Raw genomic sequence first — 19,375 nt, 5'->3', positions numbered from 1 at the left:
TACCTCTCGACGGATTCCTGGGCTGCCGTTGGTCACGTGGTAGGTGGCATACCTGCCTGCGGTTCTGCGGCCGGCAAGGTTGCGCCTACCCGGATTGCTCGACGACACGTACCATAAACCGGTACCATTCAGTGGCGACGCAGGGAAGGGAACGGCCGATGACCAGCATGTCCGCCAGCGAGGCGCGGGCCAACCTGTACCCGCTTATCGAACAGGTGAACGACGACGCCGTCGCCGTGCATATCACCAGCCGCAAAGGCAATGCCGTGCTGATCTCCGAGGACGAGTACAACTCTCTTCGCGAAACCCTCTACCTCATGCGTTCTCCCGTCAATGCTGCGCGCCTCGCGCAAGGTATTGCCCAGCTCGAGGCCGGTGATTCTGTCGAAGTGGACTTGGCGAAGCTCGCCGAAGAGCTCGAATGAAAGTCACATTCGCGAAGGTCGCATTCGAAGACCTCGGCCACTGGATCTCCACCGATCGCAAAATGGCGTTGCGGGTCATGCGTTTGATCGACGATATCGACCGTGACCCGTTCACCGGGTTGGGCAAGCCCGAGCCGTTGAAGGGCGATAAGTCCGGGTACTGGTCTCGCCGGATCAACGACGAGCACCGCCTGGTCTATGCCGTCTCCGGCGACAACATCCTTATCGCCCAGGCTCGCTATCACTACTGACCTTCATCCGGCCGTAACCAGGGTCACTCCGGCCCGAAGGCGTTCCACCGCCCTTCAGGGCGAATTACGGCAACGGTAGAGTCACGCCATGGCCTCGCGCATTATCCGGGTCGCGACCCGGGCCAGTCCTATGGCAGTAGCCCAAGCCGAGCAGGTCGCGGCCGGTCTGTCCGAGTTCGGTGTCGAAACCGAACTGGTGAAAGTGACCTCCGCCGGCGACCGCTGGATGGGTGATCTGGCGAAGCTCGGCGGCAAGGGGGCTTTCGTCAAGGAGATCGACGACGCGCTGCTGGAGGACCGGGCCGATCTCGCCGTGCATTGCCTGAAGGACATTCCCGGCGATATCCCGATCCCGGAAGGTATCGCGTTCGCCGGTTTCCCGGAGCGCGACGATGTGCGCGACGCGATCATCACCAAGGACGGCCGGCCCTTGGCCGAGCAGCCGCCGGGGACGGTGGTCGGGACCAGTTCGGTGCGCCGGGCGGCACAGCTGCGCCTGCACTATCCGGGGCTGGTGATGAAACCGCTGCGCGGGAATATGAACACCCGGCTGGAGCGGCTGGAGGACGGTTACTGCGATGTGCTGATCGCCGCCGTCGCGGGGATGCATCGCATCGGCCGGCAGGACCGGATCACCGAAATCCTGCCGCTCGAGGTCATGTGCCCGCCGATCGGCGCGGGCGTGCTCACCCTCGCCTGTCGCGCCGCCGACGACGAGGTCCGTGAACTCGCCGGGCACCTCGACCATGCCGAGACGCGCCGCGTCGCCGACGCCGAACGCGCCATGCTGCACGCCCTGCAGGGGCACTGCAATTCCCCGATCGCCGGGGTCTGCGTGATCGAACCCACCGGCCGGCTGTCGCTGCGCGGAAAGGTGTTCGATCTCGAGGGCACCCGGTGGCTGGATTCGCAGCACTGGGGCGTACCGGAGGATCCGCAGGCCCTCGGTTTCTTCGTCGGCTCCGATTTGCTGCGTCAGGGCGCCCGGGCGATCATCGATTCCATCCCGCACTGAGTTCGCCCGCAGACGCCGCGCACCGGAGGCCGGTCCTCGCCGAGAGGACCGAACTCGCGATCACTCAAAACTGTTCTCGCCGAATTTCTCTCACTTCTCGACCCCGGTTTCTCCCTCGGTCACCTCACCCCGAGGGTCTCGCAGATCCGCCCACGCCCGAAAATAGGTGGCGCGGAGGTGCGAGATGGGCAAGTCGGATGGGTTGCCGCAGTTGCTGCGGAAGCTCGCCGGTCGGGTCGCGAAAGCGGCGACCGGCGGGGCCTCGGCGTCGGTGAAGCGCGAAAAGGACATTCTCGAAGTAACGACCGGTCATCATCTGCCGGCTGCGGATGCCGCACACGGTGTCACCTGGCAGCAGATCTCCCGCGAACCTCTCTCCCATCACAGCGGCGGGTCGACTCGAGTCGTGACCGGGCTGGGCGACGATATCGACGATATCGTCGCGTTCTCGCCCACGCTGACCGCCATGATCACCAGGCTTCGTGCCGAAGGGTGGCACGTCGGCCGGGCCGATACCGCGCGAGAGGGTGACCGGCCCTTGATGGTGGTGGCCCCCGACAGCGAAAGACCGCAGGTACTGGTGGCCCCCCTTGTCAATCCCGGGCAGACTGTGGGGTCACTGTCGAGCGCCGTCGGACAGGCGCATCACCTGCTGGATCATCCGCGGCAGGACGTTCGTCGACCCGAGCCCGACGAGCGCTGGGAGGACTGGCGTGATGCAGCCCTCGCAAAGCACTTCGATCCCGACGCCGAAGGCTATCTCGCCGCCGCCCGCATTGCCCGGGAGATGGAGCGGGCCCACGGCCCGAGTATTACCGTGCCCCTCGGGCAAGCCCTGCGTCGACTTGACGATGCCATCGAAGCCGGTGACGCGGACCGCGACTGGGCCGTGGCGGTGCTCGCCGAGGAGATCGGAAACCATCCCAGTGCGATTACGCCGGGTATTACGCGGCGCGAAGAGGCCGAAGCCACCTTGCGCACACTCTGGGACCTCGGCCCGGACGATCATTGATCGCCACAGGGAGCGACAAGGAGACCGGCACTACCATCGACCGGAGACTCGATCCGGTGGTCGACTCGAACACTCCGAGCCCCATTCCGAGAAGTCGGCGCACGCGATCCAGCGCAGAGCGAACCGACGGCCCGCGGAGTGACTGCTCGTAACTGCCGAGGCATTGCGTCCCGATTGCGAAGGGCCGTCGCCGAGCAGGTAGGCCGTTCGCGGGCGATCGATTCGGCCGTATCTCGTGCACGGCATTCAGCTCGGGTCCGACCCGCGGACGGCGCTGAGCCAGGTCCCGGTCGCGGCCGCGACGCACATGGCGGCGACGAACGCGCCGGTCCCGCCACCCATCACGTACAGCCACAGCAGCGCGACGAACGGGGCGGCGACCGCCGGCTGGGCGTCCAGCAGTAATCGGCGGGTGGTCTTCGCGGCGGTGGCCACCCGGGCCTCCGCGTCCGGGTCCACCCGGATCGGATTGTCGACCAGGCGACCGGGCGGTTCGGTCTCCCGGGCCCGGCCGGCCGGGAGTACCCGGAACTCGCGCGGTCCACCGGGCAGCTCGGTGCCGCCGGGATCGGGGCGCAGCACGATCTGCCGCTCGGTCACCAGGGCGGTGCCGCCGGTGAAACCGATCAGCTCCGGCGTGAAGTACACCGGGAGCCAGCTGTCGTCGCCATTGTCGCGCAACTCGAGCCAGGAGCGGCTGACCAGCTGGTATTCCTGCCTGACCCGCCGTACCGCCACTGTCCTGGACTTCTCCGCCCCGAAGCCCACCGCCCCCAGCGCGACCGCGGCCCGGTACCCGCTGTATCCCACGATGCCCGCGCCGACCACCACCAGCGCGCTGAACTGGTCCGGATCGGCGAACGGCGCCCACGCGGTGAGTACCGCGAGGGCGCCGATGGTCACGCACAGCGGATAGGCCAGCGGATGGCCTATCCGGGAGCTCACTTCAGGAAACCGATTTTCGTGTAGTCCAGGGAAGCCAGTCCCGCGGCGCCGTAGTTGGCGAGGTTGTCGCGGACGCCGACGTTTCCGGCCGACTGCACCAGCGGGATCGAATGACCCTCGGCCCAGACCTCCTGGTCGACCTGATTGGCCAGTTCGATGGCCTTCTGCGGGTCCAGTTCGGTCAGCGTCTTCTCGATGAGATCGTTCAGCTCGGGCGATCCGATGCGACCGTAGTTACCCTGCAGATTATCGGGGTAGTAGCCCCAGATCTGCGGGATGCTGCTCAGCGGGAACGCGTCACCCATCCACACCCACTGGCCGACATCGAAATTGCCGGGCTGGATGTTGTCGGTGAAGAAACCACTGCCGGGTTTGGTCTCGATGGCGAGTTCGATCCCCACCTGCCGCAGGTTCTGCTGGATGATCTGCGCGACCTGCACCCAGGTCTTGTCGTTGTACATGACATCGCGGATCACCAGTTTGCGGCCGTCCTTCTCCCGGACGTCCCCGTTCAGCGTCCAGCCGAGGGCATCGAGTTCCTGCTTCGCGGCCTCGGGGTCGAAGGGCAGACTGTTGTCCTGATAGCCCTTCTGACCCTGGATGAAGATGTGGTTGTTAAGCGGCTGCGGGTCATTCACCAGGCCGTTCTGCATGGCCTTGGCGATACCGGCGCGGTCGATCGCCTTGATGATGGCGACCCGAAGTTTCGGGTCCTCCAGCAGCGAGCCCGGGGCGCCGTTGAAGGTCAGATGCGACCAGCTGTTACCGGGAGCACGCCGGATCGCCACCCCGGGGGTGTTGCGGGCGGTCTGCATATCGTCGCGGGTGGCCAGGCCGATGGCGTCGATCTCGTTGTTGGCCAGCGCCGGCACCATCGCTTCGCTCGACAGCACGCTGAAGGTGATGGTGTCGAGTTTCGGCGTCGCGCCCCACCATTTCGGATTGCGCCCGAGCACGATCCGGCCCTGGCCACGGTCGGTGGACTGGATGACGAACGGACCCGAGGTCTTTCCGGGGGCGTTGCGCCAGGCCTCGTTGAACGCGTCCGGTGTGGCCGTGGCTTCCTTCGGCAGCAGCATGGAGTTACCGGCGAACTGACCGGCCCAGTCGGCGTAGTGGCTCTTGAAGGTGATGATCGCCTGGCGGTCGTCGGTGCCGCGTTCGACCTTCTCGATCCGGTCGAATCCATTGGTGTTGCCGATCAGGAACTTCGGATCCTTGCCGCTCATGGCGTTGGCCTGGGAAGCGATGTCCTCCCAGGTGATCGGGGATCCGTCGGACCACACCGCCTTGGGATTGATGGTGTAGGTGACCTGCTGCGGCTCGGTATTGGTCAGTTCGACGCCGGTGAAGAAGTCGGTGTTGACCGAGATGGCACCGGCCGCGTCGGTGGTGAACGCGCGCGGCAGCATCGGGCGCATGATGCCCGCCGATTCACCGTCGGAGTCGATCTGCATCGGGTTCCAGTGCTCTGGATAGGACGTGGCGGCCAAGCGCAGATTCCCGCCGTCGCGCAGTTCGCTCACATCGTGCGGGTTGATGTCGTTGACCGTGCCCAGTTCGGCGACCGCGCCCTCGGGTGCCCCCGAATCGTTCGCACCACAACCGGCCGCGAGCAGGGCTACGGTGCACAGCGGTACCGCGAGCCTCCGCAATGATCGAATCCTCATGGCCGTTCATCCTTCCTGCCGGTGGGTCCGGAGAACACGTCCGTCAACCCTCTACCACGGGTACGGGCACGGCATCGATCAGTGATCGTGTGTATTCGTGTCCCGGATCGCCGAAGATCTGTTCCGCCGGACCCGCTTCGACGATCTTGCCCCGATACATCACCGCGATATCGTGGGCCAGATTGCGCACCACCGAGAGGTCGTGGGAGACGAAGAGGTAGGAGAGTCCGCGTTCGGCCTGCAGGTCGCGCAGCAGATTGAGCACGCCCGCCTGGATCGAGACATCCAGTGACGACACCGGCTCGTCGAGCACCAGCAGTTCGGGGTCCAGGGCCAGCGCCCGGGCGATGCAGATGCGCTGTTTCTGGCCGCCGGAGAAATCGCCCGGATAGCGGTCGGCGTGTTCGGGCCGCAGGCCCACCTGCCGCAGCAGATCCGGTACGCGCTGGGCGATCTCGGATTTCGGCCGCTTCGCGATGCGCATCGGCTGGGAGACGATATCGGAAACCGGGAGCCGCGGATCCAGTGAGGCCGTGGGATCCTGGAAGACGATCTGTAGTTTGCGGCGCAGTTCACGACGTTGCGCGGCGCCGAGGGTGGCGGTATCGCGGCCCATGATCTCGATGGTCCCGGCCTGCGGTTTCACCATGTCCAGGATCTGGGTGAGGGTGGTGGATTTACCCGACCCGGATTCGCCGACCAGGGCCAGGGTGCGTCCGGCGCGGACCTCGAAACCGATCCCGTCCACGGCGCGGACCTCGCCCTTGCGGCGGCGCAGTATCACCCCGGAGGTGATGGGGAAGGTTTTGACCAGATCCGTCACTTTCAGTACCGGCTGCGGGTCGGTCGCGGGAAGCGCCGCCGGCTCGCCGATCTCGCGGCGATAGGCGTCGAACAGCGCCGCCGAATCGACCTCGTCCGTACGGATGCACGCCGCGCGATGGCCCGGAACGGTCTCGGCCAGCGGGGGTTCCGCGGCGCGGCAGTCCTCGACCGCGACCGGGCAGCGCGGCGCGAACGAACATCCCCGCGGCAGCGCGTGCATGGCCGGAGGCGCGCCGACGATCGGGATCAGCGGTGCCCGGGGCGGCCCGTCCATCCGCGGGATCGAGCCGAGCAACCCCACGGTGTAGGGCATCCGGGGACTTCGGAAAACCTGGGCGGTGGTGGCGGTTTCCACGATCCGGCCCGCGTACATCACGGCCACGCGATCGGCGAGGGTGGCCGCGATACCCATATCGTGGGTGATCATGACGACGCCCGCGCCGGTGATATCGCGGGCTTTGCGCAGCAGGTTCAGAATCTGCTTCTGCACCGTCACATCGAGTGCGGTGGTCGGTTCGTCGCAGATGATGAGCGCCGGATCGTTGGCGATCGCCATGGCGATGACCACCCGCTGGCGCATACCGCCGGAGAATTCGTGCGGGAAGGCCTTCGCGCGCAGTTCCGGGTCGGGAATACCGACCAGATCGAGTAGTTCAACCGCGCGTTTCGCCGCCTCGGCCTTGCTCATGTTCCCGTGCGCGAGTAGTGCTTCGGCGACCTGATCGCCCACCCGGTACACCGGGGTGAGCGCCGAGAGGGGGTCCTGGAACACCATGCTCACCGCGCTACCACGCAGTTTCGACAGTTCCCGGTCGCCGAGGCCGAGCAGCTCCCGTCCGCGCAACCGGATCGAGCCGGTGACCCGGGCCTGTTCGGGCAGCAGACCCATCACGGCGAGGGAGGACACCGATTTCCCGGATCCGGATTCGCCGACGATCGCCAGGACCTCGCCGTCGGCGACCGTGTAGTCCACCCCGCGGACCGCGTCGACGCGGCCTTCTTCGCTGGGGAACGAAACGCGCAGATCCGATACCTCCAGCAGGGGCGCACGGCCCTGGCCCGAGCCGGATGCACCGGGTACGGCCCGGTCCGCTGCCGATTGCACCGTCGTGGTCTCTCCGGTCATGTCCGCGCTTCCTCCGCCTGCCGGGACTTCTCCGCCGCCTTGCGCGCCTTCCGCGACGGCCGGGACCGGGCGCGTTTCGCGCCGGGGTCGAAGGCGTCGCGCAGGCCGTCGCCGACGAGGTTCGCGCAGAGCACGGTGATGATCAGCAGACCGCCCGCGAAGAGGAACAGCCACGGATAGGTCATGGCGGAACTGGTGCCGTTCGCGATCAGCGTGCCCAGCGACACATCCGGCGGCTGTACCCCGAAACCGAGGAAGCTGAGCCCGGTTTCGGCCATGATCGAGGCGCCGACGGTGAGCGTGGTGTCGATGATCAGGATCGAGGCGATATTCGGCACGATATGGGTGAGAATGATCGTCCGGGTCGGCGCGCCCATATAGCGGGCGGCCCGGACGAATTCGCGTTCGCGCAGGCTCATGGTCAGGCCGCGCACGATCCGCGCGCTGATCATCCAGCCGAACACACTGAGCAGGATGATCAGCAGCACGATCGAACCGCTGCCCTTGGTACGCGGCGCGAACAGGGCCACGATGATGAAACTCGGCACCACCAGCAGCAGGTCGACCACCCACATGATGGTCCGGTCGGTCCAGCCACCCAGCAATCCGGCCACCGCGCCGGTGACGGCGGCGATGGTGGTGGAGAACACGGCCACGCACAAGCCGATGATCAGCGACTTCTGCAGCCCGCGCAGGGTCTGGGCGAGTACGTCCTGGCCGATCTCGGTGGTACCGAAGGGATGCTGTGGGCTCGGCGGTTGGAGCAGGGCGGTGTAGTCGATGTCCTGATAGTCGTAGGGCAGGAACGACGGCAGTGCGAAACTGGCCAGGAACATCAGGATCAGCACCGCGGTACCGACCAGCGCGGGTTTATTGCGCAGGAAGCGGCGCAGGATGAGTTTGCGCCGGCCGGAGGCGGCCGGTTCGGGCGCGCCCTGGACCAGGATCTCGGTTTCGTTGATGCTCATGCTGTGTCCTCGGGCATGATCGGGGGCCCTGCGTGGTTACGCTTCGCTGCCGCCTCCGGGCCTGACCCGCTCATCCCACACGCACCCGGGGGTCGAGAATCGCGTAGACGATATCGGAGAGCAGACCCGAGACCAGGACCACCAGCCCGGCGAACGCGGTCACCGTGGCGACCACGTAGATGTCCTGGGCGTTGATGGAATCGACCAGCCATTCCCCGACGCCGTGCCAGCCGAAGATCTTCTCGGTGAAGGTGGCGCCGGTGATCAGCCCGCCGAGGCTGTAGGCGAACAGCGTGGCCATCGGGATGAGGGCGGTTCGCAGACCGTGTTTGTAGAGGGCCCGGTTGCGGGTGAGTCCTTTGGCGCGGGCGGTCCGGATGAAATCGCTCTGCAGGACATCGAGCATGGCATTGCGCTGGTAGCGGCTGTATCCGGCCATCCCGCCCAGGGCCAGGGCCAGGGTGGGCAGCACCAGATGTTGCAGGCGGTCGACCAGTTGGGCGCCGAGCCCCTCGATACTGGTCGCCGACGTTTCGCCGGTGTAGAGGAAGATCTGTGTCCCGGTGGCCGAGTTGATCTCGAGCGCACCGAATTTCAGCAGCGTCGCCAGCAGGAACACCGGGGTCGACAAGATCAGCAGTGATACGACGGTCGTGAAATAGTCACTGAATCTGTACTGGCGGATCGCGCCGGCCGCACCGATGAGCACACCCAGGACCGTGCCGATGATCGAACCGAGGACCAGCAACCGCAGACTGACCCCGACCCGGCGGCCCAGTTCCTCGCTCACCGGCTGCCCGCCGAGCGTCTCACCGAAATCGCCGTGCACCGCACCCGTCACCCAGGTGACGTAGCGCTGCGGAATCGGCTCGTTCAGATGTAGTTCCTCGGCCTTGGCGTCGATCACCGACTGCGGCGGTCGCGGATTGCGCTGTTCCAGGCTGTCCAGCGGCCGGAAGGTCAGCGAAGCGAGGCTGAAGGTGAGAAAGGACGCCAAGAGCAGCAGCACGACGTAGTTGAGCGCCCGTCGTAGCAGAAAGCCGGCCATCGTTCCCCTCGATATCAGGTGTAGCCCCTGATCATAGGGAGCGATCCCCGGGGATGCGCGACGGACGGCCTGCTGCGTGTTCGCCCCGCGAACGGGTATGCCCGCCGGTGCGCCGCGGCCGACCCAGCAGAATGGAACGGGTGAGCGCAACGCGGCAGACCCGACCGGAACTGGTGGCCTCCGATGTGGACGGCACCCTGATCGATCCCTATGAGCGGGTTACGGCGCGGACCCGGGCCGCGGTGGCGGCGCTGGTCGCCGACGGAGTGCCGTTCGTGCTGGCCACCGGACGTCCGCCGCGCTGGATCGCCCCGGTGGTGGCCGGGCTCGGGTTCGCGCCGCTGTGTGTATGCGGTAACGGCGCCGTGCTCTACGACGCCGGGACCGACAAGGTGCTCGGTGCCTCGGTGCTGGATGTGGAAACCCTGGCCTGGGTCGCCGATATCGCGGAGAAGGTGCTGCCGGGATGCGGGCTGGCGGCCGAACGGATCGGCGCCAGCGCGCACGACGCGGCCACTCCGCAATTCGTCAGCTCACCGCAGTACGAGCACGCCTGGCTGAATCCCGACGACACCGCCGTGGCCCGCGACGAGGTCATCGACACCCCGGCGATCAAGATGCTGATCCGGCTACCCGGCGCCCGCAGCGGCGATATGGCGGTGACGCTGGCCGCCCATATCGGCGACCGCGCCGATATCACCTACTCCACCGAACACGGTCTGATCGAGATCTCCGCGCCCGGGGTCACCAAGGCGTCGGGGCTGCGGACCCTGGGCGAGCGGCTCGGAGTCGATCCCGCGGATATGGTCGCGTTCGGCGATATGCCCAACGACATCCCGATGCTGCGCATGGTCGGGCTGGGGGTAGCGATGGGGCACGCTCATCCGGAGGCGCTCGCGGCCGCCGACGAGATCACCGGGACCAACAGCGAGGACGGTGTCGCGCAGATCCTCGAACGCTGGTGGCCGGGGGAAGGGTAGTCGCGGCGGAGCGGCGGACCACCCGTGACGAGACGACCGCGCCGGATCGTGCGGGGCACGATCCGGCGCGGTCGGTACGCGGAGGTCAGGCGGCCGGTGGGGGCGGTGCCGCGGGCTCCGGCGGAGGTGCCGGACCGGCTTCGGCGGCGGGTCCCGGACCTGCTTCGGCCGGCGGCGGACCGGCCTGGGCGGCGGGCGCCGGCGTGGACTGCGGAACCGGGGGTTGTCCTTCGGCGGGCCCGGCGACAGGTGCGGGAGCTGCCGCAGCTTCCGGGACCGGGCCCGCGACCTGCGGTACCGGTGATTGTCCTTCGACCGGCCCGGCGACAGGTGCGGGCGGTGCCGCGACCCGCGGGGCCGGACCGGTGCCGGGTATCGCGTGCGGCGCGGTGCCGGGCCGGGTGTCCTGCCCCTGTAACTGCTGCTGGTAGGTGTCGTTGTAGGTCTTCCAGACGGTGGTGACGATATCGGCCACCTGGTTCAGGATCAGGGAGCCGTTCTGGAAGTCGGTGCGCAGCCCCTCGGGGACCGGGTAGGCGTCGGTGAGCGGCAGGCCGAGCGCACCGGTATCGGCGCCGAGTTCCAGGAAGCGATCCAGGACCTTGCCCACGACCTCGTGCACCTGGCCGTCCGGTGTGGTGTAGACGTAGCCGTTCACGAATTGGGCGTACTGCTGTCCCTGGGCCGCGGGCATCGGCTCGGACGCGGCCTGGCCGAGTGGCCCGTCCGGACCGCCTTTGGAGACCCAATATTTCGCGATCACATTGTCGTTCACCATGGTCAGCAGTTTGGCGGTGAGATCGGCCAGTGCGGCGAGATCCGAGCGGGCGGCCCGGCTGCGTGGGGTCGACGACCGGGTCGCGCCCGCTTCGCCGGCGGCGATCGTGCGGATCCGGTCCATCTGCGCGTAGGCGGCATCGCCGGGGCAACTGGTGTTGCCGACGTCGCGGTGCGCGAAAACCACCGGCAGATGCACTTCCTCACCCTGCGCGTACGGGGTGAACTCGGTGCCCTCCGAATACATGGTGGTCTGGCCCTTGGGGTCGAGACCGGCGATCCGGGCCCGCCAGCCGATGAATTTGCCGGTGGCCTCGATCGAGGCGTCGGTGGGCTGTTCGACCTGGTAGTCGCCCATGATCGCGACTCCGGAGGTGTTCTCGTTGAAACCGCCCGCGTGCGCGCCCTGCACCGGTTTGTCCAGGCCCCCGTAGCGCCCCTCGAAAATCTGCCCGTACTTGTCGACCAGTGCGTTGTATCCCATATCGCACCAACCCAGGGTCTGCGAGTGGTACGCGTAGATGGCGCGGACGATCCCGGCCGATTCGGATTTGCTGTAGTCGTTGCGGCCGGCCGTGTGATGCACGGTGACTCCGCCCAGCCCGTCGTCGTAGGTGGGCTCCTGGCAGCGGATCGATTCGTCGGCGCCCCACTGGTTGCGGGTGATGACCCGGGGGCCGCCGCCGGGCAGGGCGGCGGCGATGTCCTGGAGTTGATCGTCGACCGCGCCGCGACCGGGGTCGATGAGGACGGCGGTGAGGTCGGGCGGCTGCTGCGGACCACCCGCCGCGGCGGGGGTCCGTCCGAGCGGATCGTCGCCGTGCTGCTGCGGTTTCCGGGTGACGAGCACCTGCACCGAGGTGGTGTTGCCGACGTAGATGGGGTCGGTGCCGGTGGGGCCACCGGCCGCTACGCCGTCGGCGCCGTCGATCGGGTTGGCCTCGTACCACTGGCCCCAGCCGCCGTCGGGCTGTTTGGCCCGGATCATGACGGTGGTATTCGCCAGGTCCGGAGCGGTCAGCGCGACCATGCTGAAGGGCTGTTCCCGGTTCAGTTCCTTGACCTGCGCACCGACCGCGTCCATGAATTCCGGCGGAATGACGCCGGGGGTGAGCGCGGGGGTGTCCGCGGGCGGGGGCCCGCCCTCGGTGACGAACCCCAGACCGGGCTGCCGTCCCGGCAGCCGGCGGCTCGGATCGGTGGGTGTGGTCGTACCGTTCGGGGTGATGCCGGGCACGCCGAGTGCCTGCAGATCGCCCAGGCGCAGGTCCGGCAGGTCGAGGCCGGTCAGCTCACCCAGGGGTAGCACGGTATCGGGGGCGTTGCGCAGCGCGAGTTCGGTGAGTTGGGGCGGCACCGCGGTGAGTTCGATCTGGTCGGTCGATTTGCCCGGGTCGGTGACCGTGGGCAGCAGGATCGGGCCCGCTACCGCTACTAACGCGACAACCGGCAGTACACAGGAACGCTTCGGTTTGCGGTAGGGCACGAGCTTCTCCAATCAGGGTTGCAACCAGTGATCGGTGAGCAAGTCATGCTTGCGAACTTCAGTCCCACGGACCACACTAGCCACATTCGTCACAAATCTAAACCTGAGGTTGAGGCTTTCCTGTTCGCTCGAATGTAGCTCCCGGAGCGTGGCCGGTCGAAACGACATGCCGACGTCGTACCGAGTCGAAAGCGTCCGGGCTGACGATGGGAGTGCTCGCATGTCATATAGAAACAACATGACTCGTCCGAAAGCCTCAGGGCGTATGGGGAACACGCTGGTAGTTCCTGGTATGCCGCAGTCGATGAGAGGCCGGCGGATCCGTCCAGGCCCATTACTCGCCTGTGGGGCGACCGCTCTGGCCATCGGCGGGGCGCTCCTCGTGCCCGGCCCGGGAGAGGTATACCGGATGCTTGCCGAGGCCGGTCCGGGGCACGGGCGCGGACTGAGTCAGCACGGTGCGCTGCGCAACGCCGACAACGGGGAAAACGTCGACCAGATCCTCGCCTACTACTATCCGGGCGCCGAGATCGGCACCATCGGACCGGCGTCGGTATCGGTCCGGCTGCAGGAACAGGACGGCGCCGATCTGGTCGTCACCTCCGCCGCCGGTATGCGGCTCGCCGGACAGGAACTACAGGCCGGCGAGGCCGTCCGGCTCACGCCGCTACCCGACGGGGGCGCGCACGCGGTGGTCACCCAGGGCTGCGACGGACCGGTCCTGTGGGAGAACCCGATCCAGGATCCGTGGGTCTATCCGATCGACCCCAACCCGAACCGTCCGGCGGCGGAGCATCTGACGTTGTGCGGCGGCGGCGCCTACCGCGGGTCCCTCGGTGTGGCCGCCGAGAACGGGGACGCCCGCACCGTCAACCGGGTGGACATCCAGGACTATCTGCTCGGCGTGGTCCCGGCGGAGATGCCGCCGGACTGGGCGCCCGCCGCCCTGGAAGCCCAGGCGGTCGCCGCCCGGTCCTACGCGCTCGCCGAAACCCGCGAGCCCTACGCACAGACCTGCGATACCACCGACTGCCAGGTCTACAGCGGTACCGCTCAGGAGGACCCGCGCACCACCGCCGCGGTGGAGGCCACGGCCGGCCGGGTACTGCTGCGCGACGGGCGGATCCTGCGCGCCGAGTACTCCGCCGCACCCGACGGCGGGGCGCCGGCCGATATCCAGGCCCTTGAGGTGGGACCGACACCCGCCGAACTCACGGTCACCACACCGATGCCGCTACCACCGCCGGTGAACCCGCTGCCGGAGGGCGCCGCTCCGGAAACCACCGAACCGTGGAACGAGGCCTCGCCGGAGGGCACGAAATCGGGTGCACCGGTGCCGCGTACCCCGGAAGGCTCGCTCCCGGTATCCCCGGGCGGGACGCTCCCGGGTGTCGCGCCGGGCACGACCCCCTCGCCGATCGATACCGCCTACGCGGAGACGGGTGGTATGCAGGGCGCGCTCGGATTGCCCGTCACCCCGGAACTGCCCCTGCCCGAGGACGCGGGCAAATACCGGCTGTTCGAGAACGGCGTCATCGTCTACACCGCCGACCTGGGTGCGCAGGTCGTCGACTTCGACACGTTGATGCAGCTCGTACCCGGCCTCACCGACGGCGCGGCGCCCGCCGATACCGAATCCGGCAGTTCCGGGCCGGGCACGGCCGATTCCGAGGCGGCGACGATTCCCGGCCGGATGCCGGCCGGCCGCGCCGCACCGGACAGCACACCGGAGTTCGGCATCCACCCGGCCGGGTCCGGCACAGTCGACGGCGACCGGCCCGCGCCCGTACCCGGAGCCCAGCAGATCCCGACGAGAATGGAGACCACCGAGGTGTTCTAGTCACCACCGTCGCCGGACGGCTTGACCTTTACGTTGCGTCAACTTGCAGGCTGGTGGCACCGACGCGGAACGGAAGAGGTGAAGGTCGTGGGCGCGGGTTCACGCAACGACGAATGGTCCATCCAGGATCTGGCGAAAGCGGCCGGAACCACCAGCCGCACCCTGCGCCACTACGGGCAGCTGGGGCTGTTGCCGCCCAGCCGGATCGGCGTGAACGGCTACCGCTACTACGACGAGCGCTCGCTGGTCCGGCTGCAGCGGATCCTGCTGCTCCGTGAACTCGGCATGGGCCTGCCGGTGATCGGAGAGATCCTCGCCGGGGAGCGTGACGCGATCACCGCGCTGCGCGCCCAGCTGGACCTGCTGCGGCAGGAACAGGACCGGATCGGCCGCCGGATCGTGTCGGTACACACCACATTGGGCAAGTTGGAAAGAGGTGAACGACTCGTGGCGGCGGAAGTCTTCGAGGAATTCGATCACACGCAGTACAAGGACGAGGTCGTCGAACGCTGGGGCAAGGACGCCTACGAGGGTGGTGACCGCTGGTGGCGTTCGCTGAGCGCCGCGGAGAAACAGGCGTTCCAGCAGGCACAACTCGATATCGCCGCGGCCTTCGGGCGGGCGCGTAAAGCCGGGCTCACACCGGACAGCGCCGAGGTCCAGGAGATCACCGGGCGGCATTACGAATGGGTGACCGGCGGCTGGCAGGGCCGCCGTCCCGGCGCGCAGGAATTCACGGGCCTGGGTGAAATGTATGTCGCCGACGAACGTTTCGGAGCCAACTACGACGTGCACGCGGAAGGCACGGCGGAACTGATCCGGGACGCGATGCGCATCTACGCCGAGAACAATCTCGAATAGCGAAGGCGTCCGCCGAGCACCCGCATACGAATACGTGTGCGGGTGCTCGTGTTTCACATTTGCCGGGAATCGGCGCGCCGACGGTCGCCGACGACGCGCGGTACAGTGCCCGAAACCGTGACGAGGGGGAGGTCCCGTGAGTTATCCGTATGGTCACCCGCCGCAACAGCCCGGCCCGCCGTTTCCATCGCCGCCGTATTCGCCGCCGCCCGCCTACCCGCCCCCGCCTGCGCAGCAGATGGGCTATGCGCCGGGGCCGCAGTTCGCCGGCACCTACGGATATCAGGCGCCGCCCAGTGGGGGGACCGGTATCACCGCCGGGATTCTCGCCCTGCTGGGTGGGGTCGCCAGCGCGTTGTCCGCCTTCGGAATGTTCGTGCTCGCCTCGGCCACCTCCGAGAGTTCGCTGACCAACGGCGCCGTTCTGGCCACCGGCGCCCGCCGCCGGAGCAGTTCCAGCTCGAGTTCCAGCGGGCCCGATATCGATTTCGATTTCGACCTCGCAGGTACCGGTGTGGTGCTCGGCATCGCCTACAGCGTCCTTGCTCTGTTGCTCCTGACCGGCGGCATCCTGCTGCTGCGTCGCAGCAATACCGGGCGAGTGATGGTCATCCTCGGTTGCGTGCTCTCGATCGTGCTGACCGTCGTCGTGATCGGTGTGGTCGCCGTCGGTGGCGGTATCAGCGTTCTCGGTGCTCCGCTCTTCGCCGTCCTCACCCTCGTGCTGGCGGCCATCGCTCCCACCAAACGGTGGATCGAGGCCGCCCGCACGCCCGTTCCGGTCGGTGCCTACGGCGTCGCCCCGTACGGCTACCGCTGACAGCGCCGGTGAACGGCACTTTTCCCGCGCCGGGGCCGGACCGCGCCGGCCCCGGCGCGTGTTTTCCGCGACGGACGGCGCGGAAAGCCGCTCACCTGGCAATACCCCTGACCTTCCGACTCCGACTGGCGCCGCGAAACGCTTCCGATACGCTGGGCTCCCGTGACCGCCGCATCGTCTCCGGGTAACTCAGATAACACCGCACAGTTCGACTTGATCGTCGTCGGCTCCGGCTTCTTCGGGCTGACCATCGCCGAGCGCAGCGCGAACTTACTGGGCAAGAGAGTCCTCGTGCTGGATCGCCGCCCGCATATCGGCGGTAATGCCTATTCGGAACCCGAACCGGAAACCGGTATCGAGATCCACAAATATGGCGCGCATCTGTTCCATACCTCGAACAAACGGGTCTGGGACTATGTCACGCAGTTCACCGAGTTCACCGGCTACCAGCATCGCGTTTTCGCCCTGCACAAAGGTCAGGCGTACCAGTTCCCGATGGGGCTGGGCCTGGTATCGCAATTCTTCGGCCGGTATTTCACCCCGGACGAGGCGCGCGCACTGATCGCCGAGCAGTCCGCCGAGATCGAGACCGCCGACGCGCAGAACCTCGAGGAAAAAGCCATCTCGCTGATCGGGCGCCCGCTGTACGAGGCGTTCGTCCGCGACTACACCGCCAAACAGTGGCAGACCGACCCCAAGGAATTGCCCGCCGGCAATATCACCCGGCTCCCGGTCCGCTACACCTTCGACAACCGCTACTTCAACGACACCTACGAGGGCCTGCCCAAGGAGGGGTACACGAAGTGGCTGGAGAACATGGCCGCCAGTGACCTGATCGAGGTCCGGGTCGACACCGACTGGTTCGATGTCCGCGACGAGCTGCGCGCGCAGAATCCGGATGCCCCGGTGGTGTACACCGGCCCGCTGGACCGCTACTTCGACTACGCCGAGGGTGAGCTGGGCTGGCGCACCATCGACTTCGAAACAGAGGTGCTGCCCACCGGCGATTTCCAGGGCACCTCGGTGGTGAACTACAACGACGCCGATCCGGCCTACACCCGGATCATCGAGCCGCGGCATTTCCACCCGGAACGGGACTACCCGACCGACAAGACGGTGATCATGCGCGAATACTCGCGTTTCGCCAAGACCGGCGACGAACCGTACTATCCGATCAACACACCCGAGGACCGGGCCAAACTGACCGCGTATCGCGAGCTGGCCAAGAAGGAGACCGTCGGCGCGCAGGTCTTGTTCGGCGGCCGCCTCGGTACCTATCAGTACCTGGACATGCACATGGCCATCGCGAGCGCGCTGAACATGTTCGACAATGTGCTGCGTCCGCACCTGGAGACGGGTGCGCCGCTGGCCGAGGAGAACAACGACGTATGACCTCTGCATCACTGGCGCACAGTGCGTCCGCGACCCGAGCGAAATCGCTGCTGCAACGGGTGATCCTGCCCCGACCGGGCGAGCCGCTGGATGTGCGCACCCTCTACCTGGAGGAGTCGGCGACCAACGCGCGGCGCGCCCACGCCACCACCCGGACCTCGCTGTCGATCGGTGCGGAGTCCGAGGTGTCGTTCTGCACCTATTTCAACGCGCTGCCGGCCAGCTACTGGCGGCGCTGGAGCATGCTCGACTCGGTGGTGCTGCGGCTGGAGTTGGCCGGGCACGGCCGTGTCGACCTGTACCGCTCCAAGGCCGACGGTTCCCGTATCCACGTCCAGGGCCGTGAGTTCGCGGTGGCCTCCGGCGCGGAGACGGTGTCGGTCGAGATGGAGGCCGATTTCGGCCCCTTCGAGGACGGCGGCTGGCTCTGGTTCGACATCACCACCGACACCGCGGTCACCTTGGTGTCCGGAGGGTGGTACGCGCCGATCGAGGCACCGGGGGAGGGCCGGATCGCGGTCGGTATGCCGACCTTCAACCGTCCCACCGACGCCGTGACGACGCTGAAAGCGCTCGGAGCCGATCCGCTGGTGCTGGCGCAGATCGACGCGGTGATCATTCCCGACCAGGGCACCCGCAAGGTCGTCGACGAGCCCGGATTCGACGAGGCCGCCGCCGTCCTCGGCGCCCGGCTCGCCATTCACGATCAGCCGAATCTCGGCGGGTCGGGCGGGTACAGCCGGGTGATGTACGAGGCGCTGAAAACCACCAGTGCCGAATTCATCGTCTACATGGACGACGATATCGAGATCGAGCCGGATTCGATCCTGCGCGCGCTGGCGTTCGCCCGATTCGCGAAATCGCCGGTACTGGTGGGCGGCCAGATGCTCAACCTGCAGGAGCGCTCGCATCTGCATGTGATGGGCGAGGTCGTCGACCGCAACATCTTCATGTGGTCGGCCGCGCCGAATGTCGATTACGACCACGATTTCGCCAAATATCCGCTACGCGACCGCGACAATTCGAAACTGCTGCACCGGCGTATCGATGGTGATTTCAACGGCTGGTGGACCTGCGTCATCCCGCGGCAGGTGGCCGAACAACTCGGCCAGCCGCTGCCGCTGTTCCTGAAATGGGACGATGTCGAATACGGGTTGCGCGCCCGGGAAGCCGGATATCCCACGGTCACCCTGCCCGGCGCCGCGGTCTGGCATATGGCGTGGAGCGACAAGGACGACGCGATCGACTGGCAGGCGTATTTCCACCTGCGCAATCGCCTGGTCGTCGCCGCCCTGTACCAGCCGGGCACCGGCCGGAGCATGATCGCCCACACGGTCAAGGCGACCCTCAAACACCTGCTCTGCCTGGAATATTCGACGGTCGCCATCCAGAATCTGGCGATCCGCGATTTCCTGGCCGGTCCGCAGCGCCTGTTCGAACTGTTGCCGAGCGCGCTCGGCGCGGTACACGAACTGCGCAAACAGTATCCGGACGCGGTGATCCTGCCCTCTTCCACCGAACTTCCGCTGGCCAGCGGGATCGGGGTCGGCGCGGTGGGCGAGCCCGCCAATCCGATCGCCAAGATCGTGCGGCTCGGTAAGGGCCTGCTGCACAACCTGCGGCCGGCGCACGAGGAACACCACGACCGGCCCCAGCTGAACGTGCCCACCCTGGACGCGCGCTGGTTCCTGCTCTCGCAGGTCGACGGGGTCACCGTCACCACCGCGGACGGGCGCGGCGTGGTGTACCGCAAGCGCGATCCCCGCCAGGCCTACGGCCTGCTCCGGGAAGCGCTGCGGCTGCGCAAGGAACTCGCCGCGCGACTGCCGGAGATGCGGGGGCGCTACCGCGCCGCGCACGCGGAACTCACCGGTACGGCGGCGTGGGAGAAGGTTTTCGGGGTCGACAGCAGCGAGGAGAGCCAGCGGTGAACG

General features: G+C 67.3%; 16 protein-coding genes. 10 read left to right on the top strand and 6 right to left on the bottom strand.

Annotated elements, in window-relative coordinates; all coding sequences use genetic code 11:
- Positions 1-158 precede the first annotated feature (158 nt).
- The 4 genes from IG75_RS0128120 (at position 159) to IG75_RS0128105 (ending at position 2,703) form a co-directional block, all read left to right on the top strand.
- Positions 159-425 carry a type II toxin-antitoxin system Phd/YefM family antitoxin gene (locus tag IG75_RS0128120; RefSeq protein ID WP_030524359.1) on the top strand — a complete coding sequence of 89 codons (267 nt, stop codon included), beginning with the start codon at positions 159-161 and terminating at the stop codon, positions 423-425.
- Positions 422-676, top strand: coding sequence for a Txe/YoeB family addiction module toxin (locus IG75_RS0128115; protein WP_030524358.1), 255 nt, complete (start codon positions 422-424; stop codon positions 674-676). The genes IG75_RS0128120 and IG75_RS0128115 overlap by 4 nt, the downstream gene beginning before the upstream one ends.
- A gap of 88 nt (positions 677-764) precedes the next feature.
- Entirely contained in the window at positions 765-1,691 is a 927-nt protein-coding gene (gene hemC / locus IG75_RS0128110) for a hydroxymethylbilane synthase (RefSeq protein WP_030524357.1), read from the top strand.
- Positions 1,692-1,875: 184 nt separating this feature from the next.
- Positions 1,876-2,703: a hypothetical protein gene (locus tag IG75_RS0128105; RefSeq protein WP_030524356.1), complete on the top strand. Its 828-nt coding sequence runs from the start codon at positions 1,876-1,878 to the stop codon at positions 2,701-2,703.
- A gap of 246 nt (positions 2,704-2,949) precedes the next feature.
- Here IG75_RS0128105 and IG75_RS0128100 read toward each other — a convergent pair whose 3' ends face one another.
- The 5 genes from IG75_RS0128100 to IG75_RS0128080 form a co-directional block, all read right to left on the bottom strand.
- Complete coding sequence (locus IG75_RS0128100) at positions 2,950-3,648, bottom strand: hypothetical protein (protein ID WP_030524355.1); 699 nt, start codon at positions 3,646-3,648, stop codon at positions 2,950-2,952.
- Entirely contained in the window at positions 3,645-5,318 is a 1,674-nt protein-coding gene (locus IG75_RS0128095; RefSeq protein WP_030524354.1) for an ABC transporter family substrate-binding protein, read from the bottom strand. The genes IG75_RS0128100 and IG75_RS0128095 overlap by 4 nt, the downstream gene beginning before the upstream one ends.
- A 43-nt stretch (positions 5,319-5,361) precedes the next feature.
- Positions 5,362-7,269: an ABC transporter ATP-binding protein gene (locus IG75_RS0128090; RefSeq protein ID WP_081877178.1), complete on the bottom strand. Its 1,908-nt coding sequence runs from the start codon at positions 7,267-7,269 to the stop codon at positions 5,362-5,364.
- Complete coding sequence (locus IG75_RS0128085; protein ID WP_051714979.1) at positions 7,266-8,237, bottom strand: ABC transporter permease; 972 nt, start codon at positions 8,235-8,237, stop codon at positions 7,266-7,268. The genes IG75_RS0128090 and IG75_RS0128085 overlap by 4 nt, the downstream gene beginning before the upstream one ends.
- A 70-nt stretch (positions 8,238-8,307) precedes the next feature.
- A complete protein-coding gene (locus IG75_RS0128080; RefSeq protein WP_030524351.1) occupies positions 8,308-9,285 on the bottom strand; it encodes an ABC transporter permease in 978 nt (325 codons plus the stop codon).
- A gap of 131 nt (positions 9,286-9,416) precedes the next feature.
- Between IG75_RS0128080 and IG75_RS0128075 the strand changes: the two genes are divergently transcribed.
- On the top strand, positions 9,417-10,265 hold the full coding sequence (locus IG75_RS0128075) for a Cof-type HAD-IIB family hydrolase (RefSeq protein ID WP_030524350.1): 849 nt from the start codon (positions 9,417-9,419) through the stop codon (positions 10,263-10,265).
- 85 nt (positions 10,266-10,350) lie between these two features.
- On the opposite strand, the gene IG75_RS0128070 is transcribed toward IG75_RS0128075, so the two are convergent.
- Entirely contained in the window at positions 10,351-12,528 is a 2,178-nt protein-coding gene (locus IG75_RS0128070) for an N-acetylmuramoyl-L-alanine amidase (RefSeq protein ID WP_036515467.1), read from the bottom strand.
- A gap of 409 nt (positions 12,529-12,937) precedes the next feature.
- Here IG75_RS0128070 and IG75_RS0128065 point away from each other — a divergent pair, with 409 nt between their 5' ends.
- From IG75_RS0128065 to IG75_RS0128045, 5 genes are all read left to right on the top strand, one after another.
- The gene (locus IG75_RS0128065; protein ID WP_245713246.1) at positions 12,938-14,368 is read left to right on the top strand and encodes a SpoIID/LytB domain-containing protein; all 1,431 of its coding nucleotides are present in this window, start codon (positions 12,938-12,940) and stop codon (positions 14,366-14,368) included.
- 87 nt (positions 14,369-14,455) lie between these two features.
- Positions 14,456-15,229, top strand: a complete 774-nt coding sequence (locus IG75_RS0128060; protein ID WP_030524347.1) for a MerR family transcriptional regulator — start codon at positions 14,456-14,458, stop codon at positions 15,227-15,229.
- A 136-nt stretch (positions 15,230-15,365) separates the two neighbouring features.
- A complete protein-coding gene (locus IG75_RS0128055; RefSeq protein WP_081877176.1) occupies positions 15,366-16,049 on the top strand; it encodes a hypothetical protein in 684 nt (227 codons plus the stop codon).
- A gap of 162 nt (positions 16,050-16,211) precedes the next feature.
- Positions 16,212-17,441: a UDP-galactopyranose mutase gene (gene glf / locus IG75_RS0128050; protein WP_030524345.1), complete on the top strand. Its 1,230-nt coding sequence runs from the start codon at positions 16,212-16,214 to the stop codon at positions 17,439-17,441.
- Positions 17,438-19,372 (top strand): glycosyltransferase, encoded by a 1,935-nt coding sequence (locus tag IG75_RS0128045; protein ID WP_051714977.1) that lies wholly within the window; start codon positions 17,438-17,440, stop codon positions 19,370-19,372. The genes glf and IG75_RS0128045 overlap by 4 nt, the downstream gene beginning before the upstream one ends.
- The last annotated feature ends 3 nt before the right edge of the window (positions 19,373-19,375 follow it).

Source organism: Nocardia rhamnosiphila NBRC 108938 (genome assembly GCF_000720425.1).
GTDB lineage: Bacteria > Actinomycetota > Actinomycetes > Mycobacteriales > Mycobacteriaceae > Nocardia > Nocardia rhamnosiphila.
This window is presented reverse-complemented; position numbering and strand designations above follow the sequence as displayed.

What these genes read in the sequence shown, in the direction of transcription:
- IG75_RS0128120 (WP_030524359.1), top strand. Translation starts at nt 159, where the DNA reads ATGACCAGCATGTCCGCCAGCGAGGCGCGGGCCAACCTGTACCCGCTT.
- IG75_RS0128115 (WP_030524358.1), top strand. Translation starts at nt 422, where the DNA reads ATGAAAGTCACATTCGCGAAGGTCGCATTCGAAGACCTCGGCCACTGG.
- hemC (WP_030524357.1), top strand. Translation starts at nt 765, where the DNA reads ATGGCCTCGCGCATTATCCGGGTCGCGACCCGGGCCAGTCCTATGGCA.
- IG75_RS0128105 (WP_030524356.1), top strand. Translation starts at nt 1,876, where the DNA reads ATGGGCAAGTCGGATGGGTTGCCGCAGTTGCTGCGGAAGCTCGCCGGT.
- IG75_RS0128095 (WP_030524354.1), bottom strand. Translation starts at nt 5,318, where the DNA reads ATGAGGATTCGATCATTGCGGAGGCTCGCGGTACCGCTGTGCACCGTA.
- IG75_RS0128090 (WP_081877178.1), bottom strand. Translation starts at nt 7,269, where the DNA reads ATGACCGGAGAGACCACGACGGTGCAATCGGCAGCGGACCGGGCCGTA.
- IG75_RS0128085 (WP_051714979.1), bottom strand. Translation starts at nt 8,237, where the DNA reads ATGAGCATCAACGAAACCGAGATCCTGGTCCAGGGCGCGCCCGAACCG.
- IG75_RS0128080 (WP_030524351.1), bottom strand. Translation starts at nt 9,285, where the DNA reads ATGGCCGGCTTTCTGCTACGACGGGCGCTCAACTACGTCGTGCTGCTG.
- IG75_RS0128075 (WP_030524350.1), top strand. Translation starts at nt 9,417, where the DNA reads ATGGAACGGGTGAGCGCAACGCGGCAGACCCGACCGGAACTGGTGGCC.
- IG75_RS0128065 (WP_245713246.1), top strand. Translation starts at nt 12,938, where the DNA reads ATGCTTGCCGAGGCCGGTCCGGGGCACGGGCGCGGACTGAGTCAGCAC.
- IG75_RS0128045 (WP_051714977.1), top strand. Translation starts at nt 17,438, where the DNA reads ATGACCTCTGCATCACTGGCGCACAGTGCGTCCGCGACCCGAGCGAAA.